Source organism: Pseudosporangium ferrugineum (assembly GCF_003002065.1).
GTDB lineage: Bacteria > Actinomycetota > Actinomycetes > Mycobacteriales > Micromonosporaceae > Actinoplanes > Actinoplanes ferrugineus_A.
In genome coordinates, this window is the sequence record NZ_PVZG01000007.1 from 105929 (window position 1) to 121368 (window position 15440).

At 73.1% G+C, this 15440-nt stretch carries 13 protein-coding genes and 1 riboswitch; of the genes, 9 read left to right on the forward strand and 4 right to left on the reverse strand.

Going from position 1 to position 15440, the window contains the following annotated elements:
• Positions 1-119: 119 nt before the first annotated feature.
• A complete protein-coding gene (gene thrC, locus CLV70_RS16585) occupies positions 120-1400 on the reverse strand; it encodes a threonine synthase (protein WP_106127413.1) in 1281 nt (426 codons plus the stop codon).
• 10 nt (positions 1401-1410) lie between these two features.
• A riboswitch (SAM riboswitch) is annotated at positions 1411-1551 on the reverse strand.
• A gap of 228 nt (positions 1552-1779) precedes the next feature.
• Between thrC and CLV70_RS16590 the strand changes: the two genes are divergently transcribed.
• The 3 genes from CLV70_RS16590 (at position 1780) to CLV70_RS16600 (ending at position 4148) form a co-directional block, all read left to right on the forward strand.
• Positions 1780-2775 carry an ATP-binding cassette domain-containing protein gene (locus CLV70_RS16590; RefSeq protein WP_106127414.1) on the forward strand — a complete coding sequence of 332 codons (996 nt, stop codon included), beginning with the start codon at positions 1780-1782 and terminating at the stop codon, positions 2773-2775.
• The gene (locus CLV70_RS16595) at positions 2772-3755 is read left to right on the forward strand and encodes an ABC transporter permease subunit (RefSeq protein WP_106127415.1); all 984 of its coding nucleotides are present in this window, start codon (positions 2772-2774) and stop codon (positions 3753-3755) included. Before CLV70_RS16590 ends, CLV70_RS16595 begins: the two co-directional genes overlap by 4 nt.
• 66 nt (positions 3756-3821) lie before the next feature.
• Entirely contained in the window at positions 3822-4148 is a 327-nt protein-coding gene (locus tag CLV70_RS16600) for a DUF3263 domain-containing protein (RefSeq protein WP_245908279.1), read from the forward strand.
• A gap of 59 nt (positions 4149-4207) precedes the next feature.
• Here CLV70_RS16600 and CLV70_RS16605 read toward each other — a convergent pair whose 3' ends face one another.
• Positions 4208-6418 carry an AAA family ATPase gene (locus CLV70_RS16605; protein WP_106127416.1) on the reverse strand — a complete coding sequence of 737 codons (2211 nt, stop codon included), beginning with the start codon at positions 6416-6418 and terminating at the stop codon, positions 4208-4210.
• Positions 6419-6496: 78 nt separating this feature from the next.
• On the opposite strand from CLV70_RS16605, the gene CLV70_RS16610 reads away from it, so the two are divergent.
• Genes CLV70_RS16610 through CLV70_RS16620 form a run of 3 tightly spaced genes read left to right on the forward strand, consistent with a single transcriptional unit; the run spans position 6497 to position 10831 of the window.
• Positions 6497-7192 (forward strand): hypothetical protein, encoded by a 696-nt coding sequence (locus tag CLV70_RS16610; RefSeq protein WP_106127417.1) that lies wholly within the window; start codon positions 6497-6499, stop codon positions 7190-7192.
• A gap of 46 nt (positions 7193-7238) precedes the next feature.
• Positions 7239-9980, forward strand: coding sequence for an alpha/beta fold hydrolase (locus tag CLV70_RS16615; protein ID WP_106127646.1), 2742 nt, complete (start codon positions 7239-7241; stop codon positions 9978-9980).
• Positions 9977-10831 carry an ABC transporter permease gene (locus CLV70_RS16620; protein WP_106127418.1) on the forward strand — a complete coding sequence of 285 codons (855 nt, stop codon included), beginning with the start codon at positions 9977-9979 and terminating at the stop codon, positions 10829-10831. The genes CLV70_RS16615 and CLV70_RS16620 overlap by 4 nt, the downstream gene beginning before the upstream one ends.
• Before the next feature lie 6 nt (positions 10832-10837).
• Here the strand turns inward: CLV70_RS16620 and CLV70_RS16625 are convergent, their stop codons facing one another.
• Positions 10838-11623 (reverse strand): DeoR/GlpR family DNA-binding transcription regulator, encoded by a 786-nt coding sequence (locus tag CLV70_RS16625; protein WP_106127419.1) that lies wholly within the window; start codon positions 11621-11623, stop codon positions 10838-10840.
• 192 nt (positions 11624-11815) lie between these two features.
• Between CLV70_RS16625 and CLV70_RS16630 the strand changes: the two genes are divergently transcribed.
• The 3 genes from CLV70_RS16630 to nagA are packed head-to-tail and all read left to right on the forward strand — an operon-like array spanning position 11816 to position 14767.
• A complete protein-coding gene (locus tag CLV70_RS16630) occupies positions 11816-12742 on the forward strand; it encodes an SIS domain-containing protein (RefSeq protein ID WP_106127420.1) in 927 nt (308 codons plus the stop codon).
• Between the two features lie 7 nt (positions 12743-12749).
• Positions 12750-13676 carry an ROK family protein gene (locus CLV70_RS16635; RefSeq protein WP_106127421.1) on the forward strand — a complete coding sequence of 309 codons (927 nt, stop codon included), beginning with the start codon at positions 12750-12752 and terminating at the stop codon, positions 13674-13676.
• On the forward strand, positions 13673-14767 hold the full coding sequence (nagA, locus tag CLV70_RS16640) for an N-acetylglucosamine-6-phosphate deacetylase (protein WP_106127422.1): 1095 nt from the start codon (positions 13673-13675) through the stop codon (positions 14765-14767). Before CLV70_RS16635 ends, nagA begins: the two co-directional genes overlap by 4 nt.
• On the opposite strand, the gene CLV70_RS16645 is transcribed toward nagA, so the two are convergent.
• Positions 14733-15440: a phosphatase PAP2 family protein gene (locus CLV70_RS16645; protein WP_106127423.1), complete on the reverse strand. Its 708-nt coding sequence runs from the start codon at positions 15438-15440 to the stop codon at positions 14733-14735. The genes nagA and CLV70_RS16645 overlap by 35 nt on opposite strands.

Below are 15440 nucleotides of genomic sequence, written 5' to 3' on the forward strand. Positions count from 1 at the left end.
GGCCTCGTACGGCGTCGCGTCCTCCCGCGTAGAGCATCCTGCCGATCCCGAGATCCCGGCGCAAGTCCTCGCGGGTAGGAATTCTCGACGGTCGGCAGAGGATCGATTACCCAGCGTTGTTATCCGAGGAGGCCGGCCTCGCGGGCGCCGCGGAGGGAGGGCTTGATGTGGTGCGTCGGGCCGACCAGGCCGGCGACCGCGTCGATGGTCTTGAGGCCCTCGCCCGTGTTGTAGACGACCGTCTCCTTGGTGGGGTCGAGCTTGCCGCCGGCGACGAGCTTCTTCAGGACGGCGACGGTGGTGCCGCCGGCCGTCTCGGCGAAGATGCCGGTGGTCTTCGCGAGCAGGCGGATGCCCTCGCGGATCTCGTCGTCGTCGGCGTAGTCCATCCAGCCGCCGGTGCGCTGGACGGCCTCGATCGCGTACGCGCCCGCCGCCGGGTCGCCGATGTTCAGGGACTTGGCGATGCCGGTGGGCTTCACCGGGGTGATCTGGTCGGTGCCGTTGTGCAGGGCCACCGCGATGGGGTTGCAGCCGGCCGACTGGGCGCCGTACACCGTCCAGCCTTCCTCGGGCGCCTCGACCAGGCCGATCTCGACGAGCTCGCTGAACGCCTTGTCGACCTTGGTGAGCAGCTCGCCGGAGGCCATCGGGATGACGACCTGGGCCGGGATGCGCCAGCCGAGCTGCTCGGCCACCTCGTAGCCGAGCGTCTTGGAGCCCTCGGCGTAGAACGGGCGGACGTTGACGTTCACGAACGCGGTGTCCTCGAACTCGTCGGTCTCGACCAGTTCGCCGCAGAGGCGGTTGACGTCGTCGTACGAGCCCTCGATGGCGACCAGGCCGCCGCCGTACACCGCGGAGGTGATGATTTTGCCCGGCTCGAGGTCGCTGGGGATGAACACGATGCTCGGCACCCCGGCGCGGGCGGCGTGCGCGGCCACCGAGTTGGCCAGGTTGCCGGTGGAGGCGCAGGCGAAGCGGGTGAAGCCGAGCTCGCGGGCGGCGGTGAGGGCGACGGAGACGACCCGGTCCTTGAAGGAGTGGGTCGGGTTGGCGGAGTCGTCCTTGACCCACAGGGGCGCCCGCAGGCCGATCTCGGCGGCCAGGGCGGGGGCGCTGACCAGCGGGGTCAGGCCGGGGTCGAGGGTGACGCGGGTGTCCGGGTCCTGGCCGGCGGGCAGCAGGGCGGCGTAGCGCCAGATGTTCTGCGGCCCGGCCTCGATCTGCTCGCGGGTGACGGCGGCGAGGGCGGCCGCGTCGTACGCGACCTCGAGCGGACCGAAACACTCGTAACACGCGTGCTGCGCGGCGAGGGGGAACTCGGTGCCGCAGCCACGGCAGACGAGCGCGCGGGCGGGGCTGGTGGACTGGCGGGGGGCGTCGACCGTCGACGTCATACGAGGCTCCTTCTCATCTTCCCCGGGCGCGGGGTCACCGCGAATCCGGGACGGAATTAGCACCTGCCGCGCGCTGGCCTCGTCATCGAGTCAAGCGCGGTGGTTGCCGGGGCGTCGTCGGGCCGTATCCCTCAGCCCCTCTGGATGAGGTATTCAGTTGTGTTACGAACACCTTACGTGGTGAACCGCGGATGCCAAGGGAGTTGTCCCGAGGTATGAGTCACGCGGGGTGGCGCGGTGTGCATAGGGTGACGCACGTCATTGAACCTCTTTCAACGTGGCGAGGCCGGCAGCGCCCGCCGCTGGTCGACGGCCCGGCGGCATCGGGCTCGAGCCCGGTTGAAAATTGTTCATTCATCACTAGGCCAGGAGGTGCGGCGTGAGCGCCGTCCTTGAGATCCAGGGTCTGCAGAAGACCTATCGCAGCCGGAAGGGGGTGCGCAAGGCCCTCGACGGCTTCGACATGGTCGTCGAGGCGGGTCAGGTGCACGGGTTCCTCGGCCCCAACGGATCGGGCAAGACGACCACCCTGCGTACGCTGCTCGGCCTGATCCGCCCCAACGCCGGCCGCATGGCGATCCTGGGGCGTGAGGTGCCGGCGGCCCTGCCCGAGGTGGCCGGTTCGGTCGGCGCGATCGTCGAGAGCCCGCAGTTCTTCGGCAACTTCTCCGCCCAGGACACCCTCCTGCTGCTCGCCGACGCGGGCGGCGTCGAGCGGGCCCGGGTCTTCGAGGTGCTGGAGCTGGTCGGCCTGCGGGACCGGGCCAAGGACCGGGTGAAGACGTACTCACTGGGCATGAAGCAGCGGCTGGCGGTGGCCTCGGCCCTGCTGAAGAACCCCCGGCTGCTGATCCTCGACGAGCCCGCCAACGGCCTCGACCCGGGCGGCATCCGGGAGATGCGCACGCTGATGCGCAACCTCGCGGAGTCCGGCATGACCGTGGTGCTCTCCAGCCACATCCTCGGCGAGATCCAGCTCATCTGCGACTCGGTCACGATCATCGCCGCCGGGCGGCGGGTCGCCGCCGGCAGCGTGGCGGAGGTTCTGGCCCAGCACGCCACTTCTTCGGTACGCGTACGCCTGGAGTCGGCCGTCGACCTCCCCGCATCCGCGGCGGCCCTTCGCGAGCTGGGCGCGCAGGTCTCCCTCGAGCAGGATCACCTGATGGTCAGCGGGATCGCCCAGCCCAGCGCCATCACCCGTACGCTCGCCCTCCGCAACGTCTTCGTCTCGGAGCTGGCTCCGGTGTCGGTGGACCTGGAGAGCGTGTTCCTGGAGCTGACCGGCACCGCGCCGGTCGCGGGCGAGCACCGGCAGGTCGATCAGACGGTCATGGCCCAGGCGGGCCCGGCGCACGGCGGGTGGGGACAGTGAGCCTGTATACGGCAGAGACCCGGCGGCTCACGAAGCGCCGCTTCAGCCGCTTCTTCCTGCTCGGCGTGGTCGTGGTGCTGGCGCTGATCGCCGGCGGCATGTTCTTCAGCAACCAGAAGAACACGCCCGAGGTCGTGGCCGCCGCTCAGGCGAAGGCCGACCGCGAGTTCCAGCAGGCCGTGGTGCAGTCGGAGGCGGAGAAGAAGGCGTGCGCGGCGCAGCCCGGCTCGGACTGCGCGAACATGTGGACGCCGACCCGGGACGATTTCCAGGCCGAGTGGTACATGCCGTCCACCTTCGACTTCCGTGAGCAGTTCGGCGCGATGGAGACGGCGCTGGCGGCGATCCTGGCGGTGATGGCGTTCGTCATCGGCGCGTCGTTCGTGGGCGCCGAGTGGACCAGCGGCGGCATGATGAACCTGCTGCTGTGGCGGCCTCAGCGGATCAAGGTGCTGAGCACCAAGCTCGGCGCGCTGCTGGTCACGCTCTCGGTGGTGACGGTGGTGATCTCGCTGATCTGGACCGGCATCTTCGCGGTGATCGGCAACCTCCGCGGCACGATGGAGGGCATGACCTCGGGCGCGTGGCAGTCCGTGATGCTCATGGAGCTGCGGGGTCTGGGGCTGGTGCTGTTCGCGGGGGCCGTCGGCTTCGGCCTGGCCTCGCTCGGCCGGCACACGGCGGTGGCGATGGGTGTGGCGATCGGCGTCGTCGTGCTGTTCCAGTTCGGCCTGGGTACGGTGCTGTCGCTGGCCGGCGTCAAGTTCCTGGAGGCGTACCTGATCCCGACCTGGGCTGCCGCCTGGGTGGACAAGTCCGTCAAGCTCGAGGACTGGAACGCCTGCAACGTCTCACCGGACGGCTGCGTGCCGGACACGCTGACCATCACCTGGCCCATGGCCGGCGGCGTCTTCGGCGCCGTTCTGGTCCTGGTCGTGGGGCTGGCAATGTGGACCCTCCGCAGTCGAGACATCACCTGAGGTAACTTCGGCGGAAGACGCGCGGCGGGGATCGCCGGCTGCCACTATGGTGGCGGTCCCCTACGCGTGGGCACTTCCACCACCGGCGAGGTATCGATGCAACCCCTCAACGAGCAGCAGCAGATCCCGGCACCCCGCGAGGACGCCGAGACGGCGGAGCAGCCCGTCCTCACCGAACGCGAGCAGCAGATCCTCGCCTTCGAGCAGAAGTGGTGGAAGCACGCCGGCTCCAAGGAGCAGGCCATCCGCGACGCGTTCGGGCTCTCCTCGACGCGCTACTACCAGCTCCTCAACGGGCTGCTCGACAACCCGGCCGCGCTCGCCCACGACCCGGTGCTGATCGGCCGCCTGCGCCGCCTGCGCTCCACCCGGGCCCGAACCCGGCGACGCTGAGCCCGGCCCCGCCAAAGCCCGGCCACGCCGAGCCCCGGCGACGCCGAGCCCCGGCCACGTCAGCCAGGAGCGTGGGTTGCCGCGTACGCCTCCAGCCACGCCACCTGCACCGGATCCAGCGACGCGCGCACCCGCTTGCGGGCCGTGGCCACGTGCCCGGCGGTCACCGTCGACGCGTCCAGGGACTCGCGCATCGCGGCCAGGGCCGCCTCCCGGATGAGCGCCGCGCAGTCCGCGGCGGAGAAGCCCTCGAGCTCCGCACCCAGCGCGTCGAGGTCCACCGCGTCGTCCAGCGGCACCGACTTCGACGAGGCGCGCAGGATCGCGGCGCGGGCGTCGGCGTCCGGCGGCGGCACGAAGACCAGGCGTTCCAGGCGCCCGGAGCGCAGCAGGGCCGGGTCGATCAGGTCGGGCCGGTTCGTCGCCCCGATCACCACGACGTTGCGCAGCGCCTCCACGCCGTCCAGCTCGGTCAGCAGGGCGGCGACCACGCGGTCGGTGGTGCCGCCGTCGGTGGACTGGCCGCGGGTGGGTGCGAGCGCGTCCACCTCGTCGAGGAACACCAGCGTCGGGGCGGCCTCCCGGGCACGGCGGAACAGCTCCCGGACCGCGCGCTCGCTGTCGCCGACCCACTTGCTCAGCAGCTCGGCGCCCTTGACCGACAGGACGTTGGCCTTACCCGTACCCGCGATGGCCTTGACCAGGTAGGTCTTGCCGCACCCGGGCGGGCCGTAGAGCAGCACGCCGCGGGGTGGTTGCACGCCGAGCCGGGCGAACGTGTCCGGATAGGTCAGCGGCCACAGCACCGACTCGGTGAGGACCTGCTTCACCTCGACCATGTCGCCGACCTCGTCCAGGGTCACCTGGGCGACCTCCAGCGTCGACTCGGCCATCGAGGTGGGGCGGACCACGTCGAGCGCGGCCTCGAAGTCGGCCATGGTCACCGTCGGCGATTCCGCCTCCTTCTGCCGCAGCGCGGCCCGTACTCCGGCCTCGCGGGCCAGGGCGCCGAGGTCGGCGGCGACGAAGCCGGGGGTACGCCCGGCCACGTCGTCCAGGCGCACGTCCTCGGCGAGCGGCATCCCGCGGGTGAGCACGCGCAGCTGGTCGCGGCGCATGGCGGCGTCCGGCAGCGGCACCGCCAGCTGCACCGCCAGCAGGTCCGGGGAGCGCAGCGACGGGTCGACGGACTCCGGCCGGCTCGTCGTGCAGACCACCGCCGCGCCGGCCCGCACCAGCTCGCCCAGCACCTGCCGGAACACCGTGGCCAGCGGGCCGGGCTCGTCGCGCGGCGCCAGCGCCTCGACGTCGGCGACCAGCAGCACGGCCGGGGCACCGGCGCGCACGTCCCGGGCCAGCCCGCGCAGCCGGGTCGCGGCGGCGTCGTTGGTCAGCGCCGCCAGCTCCGGCGCCCACACCGGCAGCACGGTGGCGCCGACGCTCGCGGCGACCGCGCGGACCAGCGCCGACTTGCCCGACCCGGCCGGGCCGGAGATCAGCACCCCGAGCGACACGGTGGTGCCCAGCCGGCCCAGCACCTCGCCGTGGTGGAAGCCGAGGTCGAGCAGCTCGGTGAGCTCCTGCGCCTGGGCACGCAGCCCGGGCAGATCGTCCACGCTGGGCGGCGGCGTGTCGGGGTCGGTGGACGCGGGCTCGGCGCGGGACGTCTCCTGCGGCGCTCCCGGGCGTACGGAAGAGAACTGACCGTCCTGCCAGCCCACCACGGTGTCCATCGTGACCAGCGTGGCGTCCGCCTCCTCGACCGCGACGACCTGCAGCAACGTGCTCGTCCAGGCGTAGCCGACCCGGTTGGCGAGGCTGCGCCGGGCCGCCTCGACGAGCGGCTTGTGGCCGGCCTCGGGCATGACGTCCTGGGGCAGCAGCGACACGTCGTCGCCGGCGCTGACCACCTTGCCGAGCAGGGCGAGCCGCAGCATCTCCGGCGAGACCACCGCGACGATCTCGGCGGGGCCGGCCAGCGTGACCCGGCGCGCCCCGGCGACCGGCACCGGCGTCACCGTCACCTGGCCGCCGTCGCGCAGCCCGAGGTTGCCGATGGTCAGGTCGTCGGCGTAGAGCAGCGCCCGGCTGGACCCCGGTTCGGCCCGGGCGGCGATGCCGGCGGTCACCCGGCGGCCGGTCAGCCGCAGGGGATCACCCGGGTTGACGGCCAGCGCGGCCATCACCTCGGGGTGCAGCCGGACGATGCCGCGGCGGGCGTCGAGGGCCGCCGGCCGCTGGGTCACGGTCAGCGTGAGGTCGTCTGGCACCGCGGGGCCTTTCGGTTTGGAAGAGGGGACTAGGTTGACACGCTATCGCCGTCAGTCGCCCCGGGGAGGCACACCACAATGAGGCACCGCCGCGTCGCACTCGCCGTTGCCGCGCTCACTCTGCTCGGAGTCGCCGCGTGCGGCGACGATTCCGACGACAAGGGCACGCCGGCCTTCGTGACGCCCGGAGCGTCCGCGGGCCCCAGCGGTCCGGCCGCGCCGACGGGCTCCGCCGCACCCGGCGGTTCCGCCTCCCCCGGCGCGAAGCCCACCGAGGGCACCGCGACGCAGAAGCCCCCGAAGAAGGGCGGCGGCGCCAACCAGGGCCCGGTGGGCCGGGGCGCGGGCGAGTCCGGCGTGCTCTCCTCGGCGGGGCTGGGGCCGTACGCGCTGGGTGTGGCCCAGAGCGAGCTGAAGTCCGCCGCGCTCATCGGCACCGTCTCCACCGAGCAGGGCTGCGGCACCGCCAAGGGCCTCAGCGAGTACGCCCGCCCCACGCTGGCCTTCAGCGGCGGCAAGCTCCAGCGCATCGCCGTGACCAGCACCGCCGTCACCACGCCGACCGGCGCCAAGGTCGGCACGAGCTACCCGAAGCTGAAGGGCATGTATCCGTCCGGCAAGCAGCTGGACAACTGGGTGGGCGCGAAGGCGTGGTTCACCCTCGACGGCGGCAACGCCCTGCTCTTCCGCATCGAGAAGGACAAGGTCGCCGGGATCGAGGCCGGTCCGGGCCAGACCCTCCAGTTCCACTACACCGACAAGCAGGGCTGCTGACGGGTTCACAGCTGCCGCTCAGCGGCCCGCGGATAGCGTGATCCGCATGCCTGCCCTGAAGCTCCGCCGTGCCCTGCCCCGCCCCACGCGGCGCCGGGTCGTGGCGGGCGCCGCGGTCGTCGTGCTCGTGGCGGCCCTCGTGACCTGGGCGGCGCTGCCCGAACGCCGGTCCTGGACGGCCACCGACCAGCGGCTCACCGTGCTGTCCGGGCCCTCCGGCACCGAGCCGGTCGCCCTCGACACCCGCTTCTACCTGCCGAAGGACCGCGACGGCCGGGTGCCGGCGGTGCTCCTGGCGCACGGCTTCGGGGGTACGAAGGATTCGGTCAGCGGCGACGCGGAGTCCCTCGCCGACCGGGGCTACGCGGTGCTGACCTGGACCGCGCGCGGCTTCGGGGCCAGCGGCGGCGAGATCCACCTGGACAGCCCGGACCACGAGGTCAAGGACGCCCAGCGGCTGCTCGACTGGCTGGCCGCCCGGCCCGAGGTGCGCACCGACGCGGCCGGCGACCCCCGGGTGGGCGTGGTCGGCGGCTCGTACGGCGGCGCGCTCGCCCTGCTGCTGGCCGGGCAGGACCCGCGGGTCGACGCGATCGTGCCGCTGATCACCTGGAACGACCTGGGCCGGGCCTTCTTCCCGCAGTCGGCGGACGGTGTCACCGCCCCCGGCGTGTTCAAGAAGAGCTGGGCCGGGCTGTTCTTCGGCAGCGGCTCGTCGTCGCCGCTGGAGCGCGACCGGCCGGCCGTGCCGGGCGACCCCGCGTGCGGGCGGTTCGCCGCGGACGTGTGCGCGGCGTACCTGAAGATGGCCACGACCGGCACGCCGGACGCCGCCACCACCGCGCTGCTGCGGCGTTCCAGCCCGGCCACGGTGCTCGACCGGATCAAGGCACCGACGCTGCTCGTCCAGGGCGCGGTGGACACGCTCTTCCCGCTCTCCGAGGCCGACGCCAACGCCCGGGGCATCGCGCGGACCGGCACCCCCGTACGCGTCGCCTGGTTCACCGGCGGCCACGACGGCGGCGAGGGCCCGCAGACGGACCGGGACCGCACGAAGTTTCTCACCGCGACGTGGCTGGACCACTACGTGAAGGGCGACGGCGGCGCGCCGGCGAACAGCTTCACGTACTCGCGGGTCACCGGCTTCAGCGCGCTCGACCGCGGGCTGGTCGCCAACGGCTACTCGGATCCGGACTACCCGGGCCTGGGCGGGACCGGGCGCACCGAGGTCACCGTCGCCGGCCCCGCGCAGCCGGTCGCCAACCCGCCGAACGGCAACCCGGGCGGGCTGTCGTCGCTGCCGGGCGTCGGCGGTCAGCTCAGCTCCCTGCTCGGCGGCGTCGCGGGTGACCTGCCCGGGCAGCACGCGGAGTTCGACTCGGCGCCGGTGACCGACGCGATCGACGTGGTCGGCGCGCCCAGCGTGCGGCTGCGGGTCGCCTCCCCCACCGGGTCGGCGACGGTCTTCGTCAAGCTCTACGACGTGGACCCGAACGGCACGGCGACGCTGAGCGGCGGCCTCATCGCCCCGGTCCGGCTCACCGGGCTGCCGCGGGACATCACCGCGGCGCAGCCGGTCACCGTGACGCTGCCGGGGATCGTGCGACGGATCGACTCGGGCCATACCGTACGGGTGGTCGTCGCGACCTCGGACCAGGCGTTCCTGACCCCCGCCGACCCGGCCGTCTACACGGTCGCGGTGGAACCGGCGGTGACCCTGCCGACCGTGGTGGGCACCCCGATCGCCAACCCGCAGGTCGTCTGGCGGTACGTGCTGCTGGGCGTGCTCGCCGCGATCGCGCTGGGCCTCGCCGCGGTGTTGCTCCTGCGCCGCCGCCGGGAGACGCCGCCGGTCGCCGAGTTCGCCGACACGCCGCTGGTGGTGCGGGGGCTGCGGAAGGCGTACGCGGACGGCTTCGTCGCCGTCGAGCAGGTGGACTTCCGGGTCGAGCGCGGGCAGGTCGTCGGCCTGCTGGGCCCGAACGGCGCGGGCAAGACGACGACGCTGCGGGTGCTCATGGGCCTGACGATGCCCACCTCGGGCGACGCCCTGGTGTTCGGGCGCCCGCTGGTGCCGGGCGCGCCGATCCTGTCCCGGGTGGGTGCACTCGTCGAGGGCCCGGGCTTCCTGCCGCACCTGAGCGGCTACCAGAACCTGAGGGCGTACTGGCAGGCCACCGGCCGGCCGCTCGAGGACGCGCACTTCGACGAGGCGCTGGAGATCGCCGGCCTCGGCGACTCGGTGCACCGCAGGACGAAGAACTACAGCCACGGCATGCGGCAGCGGCTGGCCATCGCCCAAGCCATGCTCGGCCTGCCGGAGTTGCTCGTGCTCGACGAACCGACGGACGGGCTCGACCCGCCGCAGATCGCCGAGATGCGCCGGGTGCTGCGCCGGTACGCCACCGACGGGCGGGCCGTCCTGGTCTCCAGTCATCTGCTGGCCGAGGTCGAGCAGACCTGCACGCACGCCGTCGTGGTGAACAAGGGCCGAATCGTCGCGGCCGGGCCGGTCGACGACATCGTGGGCGAGTCGCCGTCGGTGCAGCTGTCCGTCTCCGACGTGACGACCGCGGCCACCGTGCTGGAGGGCCTGAACGTGCGCTCGGTGCAGCAGGACGGCAAGTCCGGCCTGATCGTGGACATGAACGGCACGCCTCGCGAGGAGGTGGTGGCGTCCCTGGTCCGGGCCGGCGTCGGCGTGGACCGGGTGGTGCCGCGGCGCCGCCTCGAGGACGCGTTCCTGGCCCTGGTCGGCGACAACTCCCGGGGAAGCGGAGACCGATGAGCAGCGCAGCAACCGGCTACCGGCCGTCCGCCACTATGCCGATCCGGGCCGAGATCCGGCGGCAGGCGTCGCGGCGGCGTACCCAATTGGCCCTGGGTTTCATGGTCCTGCTGCCGTTGATCATCCTGGTCGCCTTCGAGTTCGGCGGCGGCGGGGACGACGACAACGGCGGCGGCGCCTTCTCCTCGCTGGTCGACCTGGCCACCTCGGGCGGGCTGAACTTCGCCCTGTTCAGCATCGCGGTCTCGGCGAGCTTCCTTTTGGTCGTGGTGGTGGCGCTGTTCTGCGGGGACACGGTGGCCTCCGAGGCGAGCTGGGGCAGCCTGCGCTATCTGCTGGCGATCCCGGTGCCGCGCGCCCGGCTGCTCGGCGTCAAGCTCGTGGTCGCGCTCGGCTACTCGCTGACCGCGCTGCTCACGCTGGCCGGCACGGCCGTGCTGGTCGGCACCCTGCGCTACGGCTGGCACCCGCTGGGCAGCACGGTGGCCGCGGAGATCCCGGCCGGCGAGGGCCTCCTGCGCCTGCTGGCCATCCTGGGCTACCTCGCGGTGGTGCTGCTCGGCGTGGCCGGCCTGGCGTTCCTGCTGTCGGTGCTGACGGACGCGGCGCTGGGCGCGGTCGGCGGCGCGGTCCTGCTGTGGATCCTGTCGAGCATCCTCGACCAGATCACGGCGCTGGGCTCGGTGCGGTCGTTCCTGCCCACCCACTTCAGCGACGCCTGGCTCGGGCTGCTGTCCACCCCGATGCAGACCGACGACGTGGTCAAGGGCGCGCTCTCGGCGGTCTGTTACGCGACGCTGTTCTGGTCGCTGGCGTTCTACCGCTTCACCCGCAAGGACATCACTTCCTGAGCCGGCTCAGGCGCAGACCACCTGGACGCCGGCGTCGCGGAACGCGTCGAGCAGCTCCGGCGGGGCGCCGGAGTCGGTGACCAGGGTCTCGACCTTGCTGATCGGGCAGATGCGGGCGAAGGCGTGGCCGCCGAGCTTCGACGAGTCGGCGATCACCACCACCCGCTTGGCGCGGGCCACCATCAGGCTGTTCATCGCCGCCTCACCCTCGTGGTGCGCCGCGGCGCCGAGCTCCACGTCGAGGGCGTCCACCCCGAGCAGCACGATGTCGAGGGTGACCTCCTTGAGCAGCGCGCCGCCGAGCGGGCCGACCAGCTCGAAGGACTGGGGGCGGACCACGCCGCCGGCCACGACGATCTTCATGCGGGAGCGGACGAGCAGCTCGTTGGCGATGTTGAGGGCGTTGGTCACCACGGTCAGCTGGGCGCCGTCGCCGCTGATGTTGAGGTCGGGGCGGACCGCCAGCGCGCGGGCCACCTCGGTCATCGTGGTGCCGCCGTTGAGGCCGACGACCGTTCCGGGTACGACCAGGTTCGCCGCCGCCTCGCCGATGCGCTGCTTCTCCGCCGAGTGCTTGGCGCTCTTGTAGCGCAGCGGGAGGTCGTACGAGACGCCGTTGGCGACCGCGCCACCCCGGGTACGGGTGATCATCTGCTGCTGGGCGAGCTGGTCGAAGTCGCGGCGGATCGTGGCCTGGGAGACGTCGAGCCGCTCCGCCGCGTCCTCCACCGTGACGCGGCCGCTCTCCGCCAGTACCTCCAGCAGGGCATTCCACCGCGCGTACCGGTCCACCCGATCTCCCTGCTGCTCGTTTCGTGATAAGAGTGTGCACATTAGTGCGCGAAACGTCGCGTAGCAAAGAGCGTACCTGCGCGATCACGCTGCGGAGGTTGCGTCGCCGCCGATGTTCCACGCAGAATGCAGCTCGAAAGAGCGGCGAACCGAGCGCTTATGCGCAGCACAACGGCCTGATGAGGAACTGCCATGAGTCACGTCAAGGTGGAGATCGCCAGCCAGCCCGACTGCTGGCGGCAAGCCGCCAAGATGGCCGACTCGGACGGGCTCCCCCTGCCCGGCGAGCGGGTAGCCGTCGTCGGGTGCGGCACGTCCTGGTACATGGCCAAGGCGTACGCGGCCCTGCGCGAGGCCGAGGGACACGGCGACACCGACGCGTTCCAGGCGTCCGAGTTCCCCCGCGGCCGCCGCTACGACCGGGTCCTCGCGATCACCCGCTCCGGGACCACCACCGAGGTCGCCGAGCTGCTCGACGCCCTCCGGGACACCTCCCCCACCACGGTGATCACCGCCGACGGGGAGACGCCGGCCGCCGCTGCCGCGCGGGAGGCCGTCGTGCTGGACTTCGCCGACGAGCTGTCGGTCGTGCAGACCCGCTTCGCCACCAGCGCCCTGGCCCTGCTGCGGGCGCACCTGAACTACGACATCGAGCCGGTCGCGGCCGACGCCGAGGTGGCCGTACGCCTCCCGCTGCCGGTGCACCCTGCGCTGGCCGAGCAGATCACCTTCCTCGGCCGCGGCTGGACCGTCGGCCTCGCCGAGGAGGCCGCGCTCAAATGCCGGGAGGCGGCCGGCTGGTGGACCGAGGCGTACCCGGCCATGGACTACCGGCACGGCCCGATCTCGATCGCCCGGCCCGGCCGCGTCGTCTGGGCGTTCGGCGAGATCCCGGCGGGCCTCTGCGAGGAGGTCGAGCACACCGGCGCCGCGTTCGTGCACAGCCGCTACAACGGCGGGTACGCCGCCCTCGGCAGCTGGCGCGGCGGCGGGCGTACCGGCCTGGACCCGATGGCGGACCTGGTCGTGGCCCAGCGCGTCGCGGTGCTGCTCGCCACCAGCCAGGGCCTCGACCCGGACCACCCGCGCAACCTCACCCGCTCCGTCGTGCTGCCATGACGACTCCATGACCGGCGATGTCGTGGTGGCGCTGGACGTCGGCGGCACCGGCATGAAATGCGGCCTGGTCCGCCGGGACGGCACCGTGCACCACACCGAGCGGCACCCCACCCTGGCCGGACGCGGCCCGGAGGCGGTCACCGCGGACATCCTCGACATCGCCGCGGGCCTGGCCGACCGGGCCCGCGCCGACGGCCTGCACCCGGTGGCCGCCGGGGTGGCGGTGCCCGGCGTGGTCGACGAGGAGACCGGCACGGCCGTGTGGTCCAGCAACATCGGCTTCCGCGACGTGCCGCTGCGCGACCTGGTCGCGGCGCGGGTCGGGCTGCCCTCGGTGCTCGGCCACGACGTCCGGGCCGGCGGCATGGCCGAGGCCCGCGTGGGCGCCGGACGCGACCAGCGGCACGTGCTGTTCATCGCGATCGGCACCGGCATCGCCGCCGCGCACGTCGTCGACGGCCGGGCCTTCGCGGGCGCGCACGGCGCCGCCGGCGAGGTCGGGCACATCATCGTCCGACCGGGCGGCCCGCCGTGCAACTGCGGCGCCCGGGGCTGCCTGGAGTCGATCGCGTCGGCCTCCGCCGTCGGCCGCCGGTACGTCCAGCTCTCCGGCGACGAGGGCGTGACCGCGTACGACGTGGCCCACCGCGCGGCGGCCGGCGAGGAGCTGGCCAACACGGTCTGGACCGAGGCGGTCGAGGCGTTCGCCGACGGGCTGCTGACCGCGCAGGCGCTCTACGACGCCGGCGTCGTCGTGCTGGGCGGCGGCCTGGCCGAGGCGGGAGAGGCGCTGCTGGCCCCGCTGCGGATCGCGCTCGCCGCCCGGATCACGTTCCACCGGGTACCCACGATCGTCCGGGCGGCCCTCGGCGACACCGCCGGCTGCCTCGGCGCCGCCCTGCTGGCCCTCGACTCCCTGGAGAGCGACACGTGACGAAGATCCACGGCCGGGTGGTCCGGCCGGGCGCGGTGGTCCCCGGCTCCGTCGAGGTGGACGGGCCGACGATCCTGTCCGTGGACGAGCACCCGCACGCCGGCGACGACATCATCGTGCCCGGCTTCGTGGATCTGCACTGTCACGGTGGCGGCGGGCACACGTTCACCCGCGGCGACGCCCGGGACGCCGCCGCGGCGGCCGCCTTCCACCTGGGCCACGGCACCACCACGATGCTCGCCAGCCTGGTCAGTTCGCCGTACGAGCTGATGCGGGACGCGACGGCCGCATACCTGCCGCTGGTGGCGGAGGGGGCGATCGCCGGCATCCACTTCGAGGGGCCGTACCTGAGCGGGGTCCGGTGCGGCGCCCAGAACCCCGAGTTCCTGCGCGACCCGTCGCTCGAGGAGCTGAGCGCGCTGGTCGAGCTGGGGGCGGGCGCGGTGCGGATGATGACCATCGCCCCGGAGCTGCCCGGCGCCCTGGACGCGGTCCGTTACCTGGCCGGCCAGGGCGTGGTGGCGGCGCTGGGGCACACCGATGCGACGTACGAGCAGACCCTGGCCGGGGTGGCCGCGGGCGCGACCGTCGGCACCCACGTCTTCAACGGCATGCGGCCGCCGCACCACCGCGAGCCGGGCCCGGTGGTGGCGCTGCTCGACTCCCCCTCGATCGTCTGCGAGTTCGTCGCCGACGGCATCCACCTGCACGACGGGATGCTGCGCTTCGCGGCGCACACGACGCCGTACCGGTCGGCGCTGGTCACCGACGCGATGGACGCAGCCGGCATGCCCGACGGGCGCTACGAGCTCGGCGGGCAGGAGGTCACGGTCGCCGACCGGGTGGCGCGGCTGGCCCGCGACGGCTCGATCGCCGGCAGCACGCTGACCATGGACGCGGCCTTCCGGCAGGCCGTGGGCGCGGGCCTGGACCTGCCGGCGGCGTCCGCGATGGCCTCGACCACCCCGGCGCGGGCGCTGGGCCTCGGCGACCGGCTCGGCGCGCTGGAGGCCGGCCTGCGCGCCGACCTGGTCGTGCTCTCGGCCGACCTGCGGGTCAAGCGGGTGATGCGGGCCGGGAAGTGGATCTAGATCCGATCCCCCACGGTACGCGTGCCAGCAGCCGGACCAGGATCAGCCCGAGGAGCAGCCCCGCCACCGAGTCGGTGATCCAGTGGAACGCGAGGTACGTCGTGGTGATGAACACGATCACCGGCGGCGCCACCCGCAGGGCCAGCCGGGCGCGGTCGGACAGCGGCCGGCGCAGCACCGGAGCGAGCAGCAGCACGATGACGAAATACCAGGCCAGCGCGTTGGCGACGTGCCCCGACGGGTAGCTCATCGCCTCGGCGCCGGACGCCGCCGGGTTGAACAGGATCTCGCGGTCCGGCCCCTTGAACGCCGGGGCGGCCCGGTCCAGCCAGATCTTCAGCGGGCCGATCGTCACGTACGTGAGCACGAACGCCCCGCCGAAGAGCACCAGCGGCCGCACCGACCGCAGGCGCCACGCCCCCAGGCCGGCCAGCAGGATCGCGACAGGCATCAGCACCTGGCCGCCCTGCCCGAGGTAGTTGAGCACCCGCAGGGTCCAGTACAGCGGGGCCGGCCGGTGCGTGGACACCCAGTCGGCCACCCGGACGTCCAGGGCCAGCAGGTGCCCCCGGGCGAGGGCGACGGTCAGCAGCACGAAGCCGGCGAGCAGCAGGAGATCCGGCCACCAGCCGCGTACGCGCTGATGACGGCGGGTCTCCACGGCCGTCTCCAT

Bases quoted from the DNA above. Each gene is read 5' to 3' on its own strand.
- thrC (WP_106127413.1), bottom strand. From the start codon at position 1,400: ATGACGTCGACGGTCGACGCCCCCCGCCAGTCCACCAGCCCCGCCCGC.
- CLV70_RS16610 (WP_106127417.1), top strand. From the start codon at position 6,497: ATGAGGCACCGCCGCGTCGCACTCGCCGTTGCCGCGCTCACTCTGCTC.
- CLV70_RS16645 (WP_106127423.1), bottom strand. From the start codon at position 15,440: ATGGAGACGGCCGTGGAGACCCGCCGTCATCAGCGCGTACGCGGCTGG.
- CLV70_RS16615 (WP_106127646.1), top strand. From the start codon at position 7,239: ATGCCTGCCCTGAAGCTCCGCCGTGCCCTGCCCCGCCCCACGCGGCGC.
- CLV70_RS16635 (WP_106127421.1), top strand. From the start codon at position 12,750: ATGACCGGCGATGTCGTGGTGGCGCTGGACGTCGGCGGCACCGGCATG.
- CLV70_RS16620 (WP_106127418.1), top strand. From the start codon at position 9,977: ATGAGCAGCGCAGCAACCGGCTACCGGCCGTCCGCCACTATGCCGATC.
- CLV70_RS16630 (WP_106127420.1), top strand. From the start codon at position 11,816: ATGAGTCACGTCAAGGTGGAGATCGCCAGCCAGCCCGACTGCTGGCGG.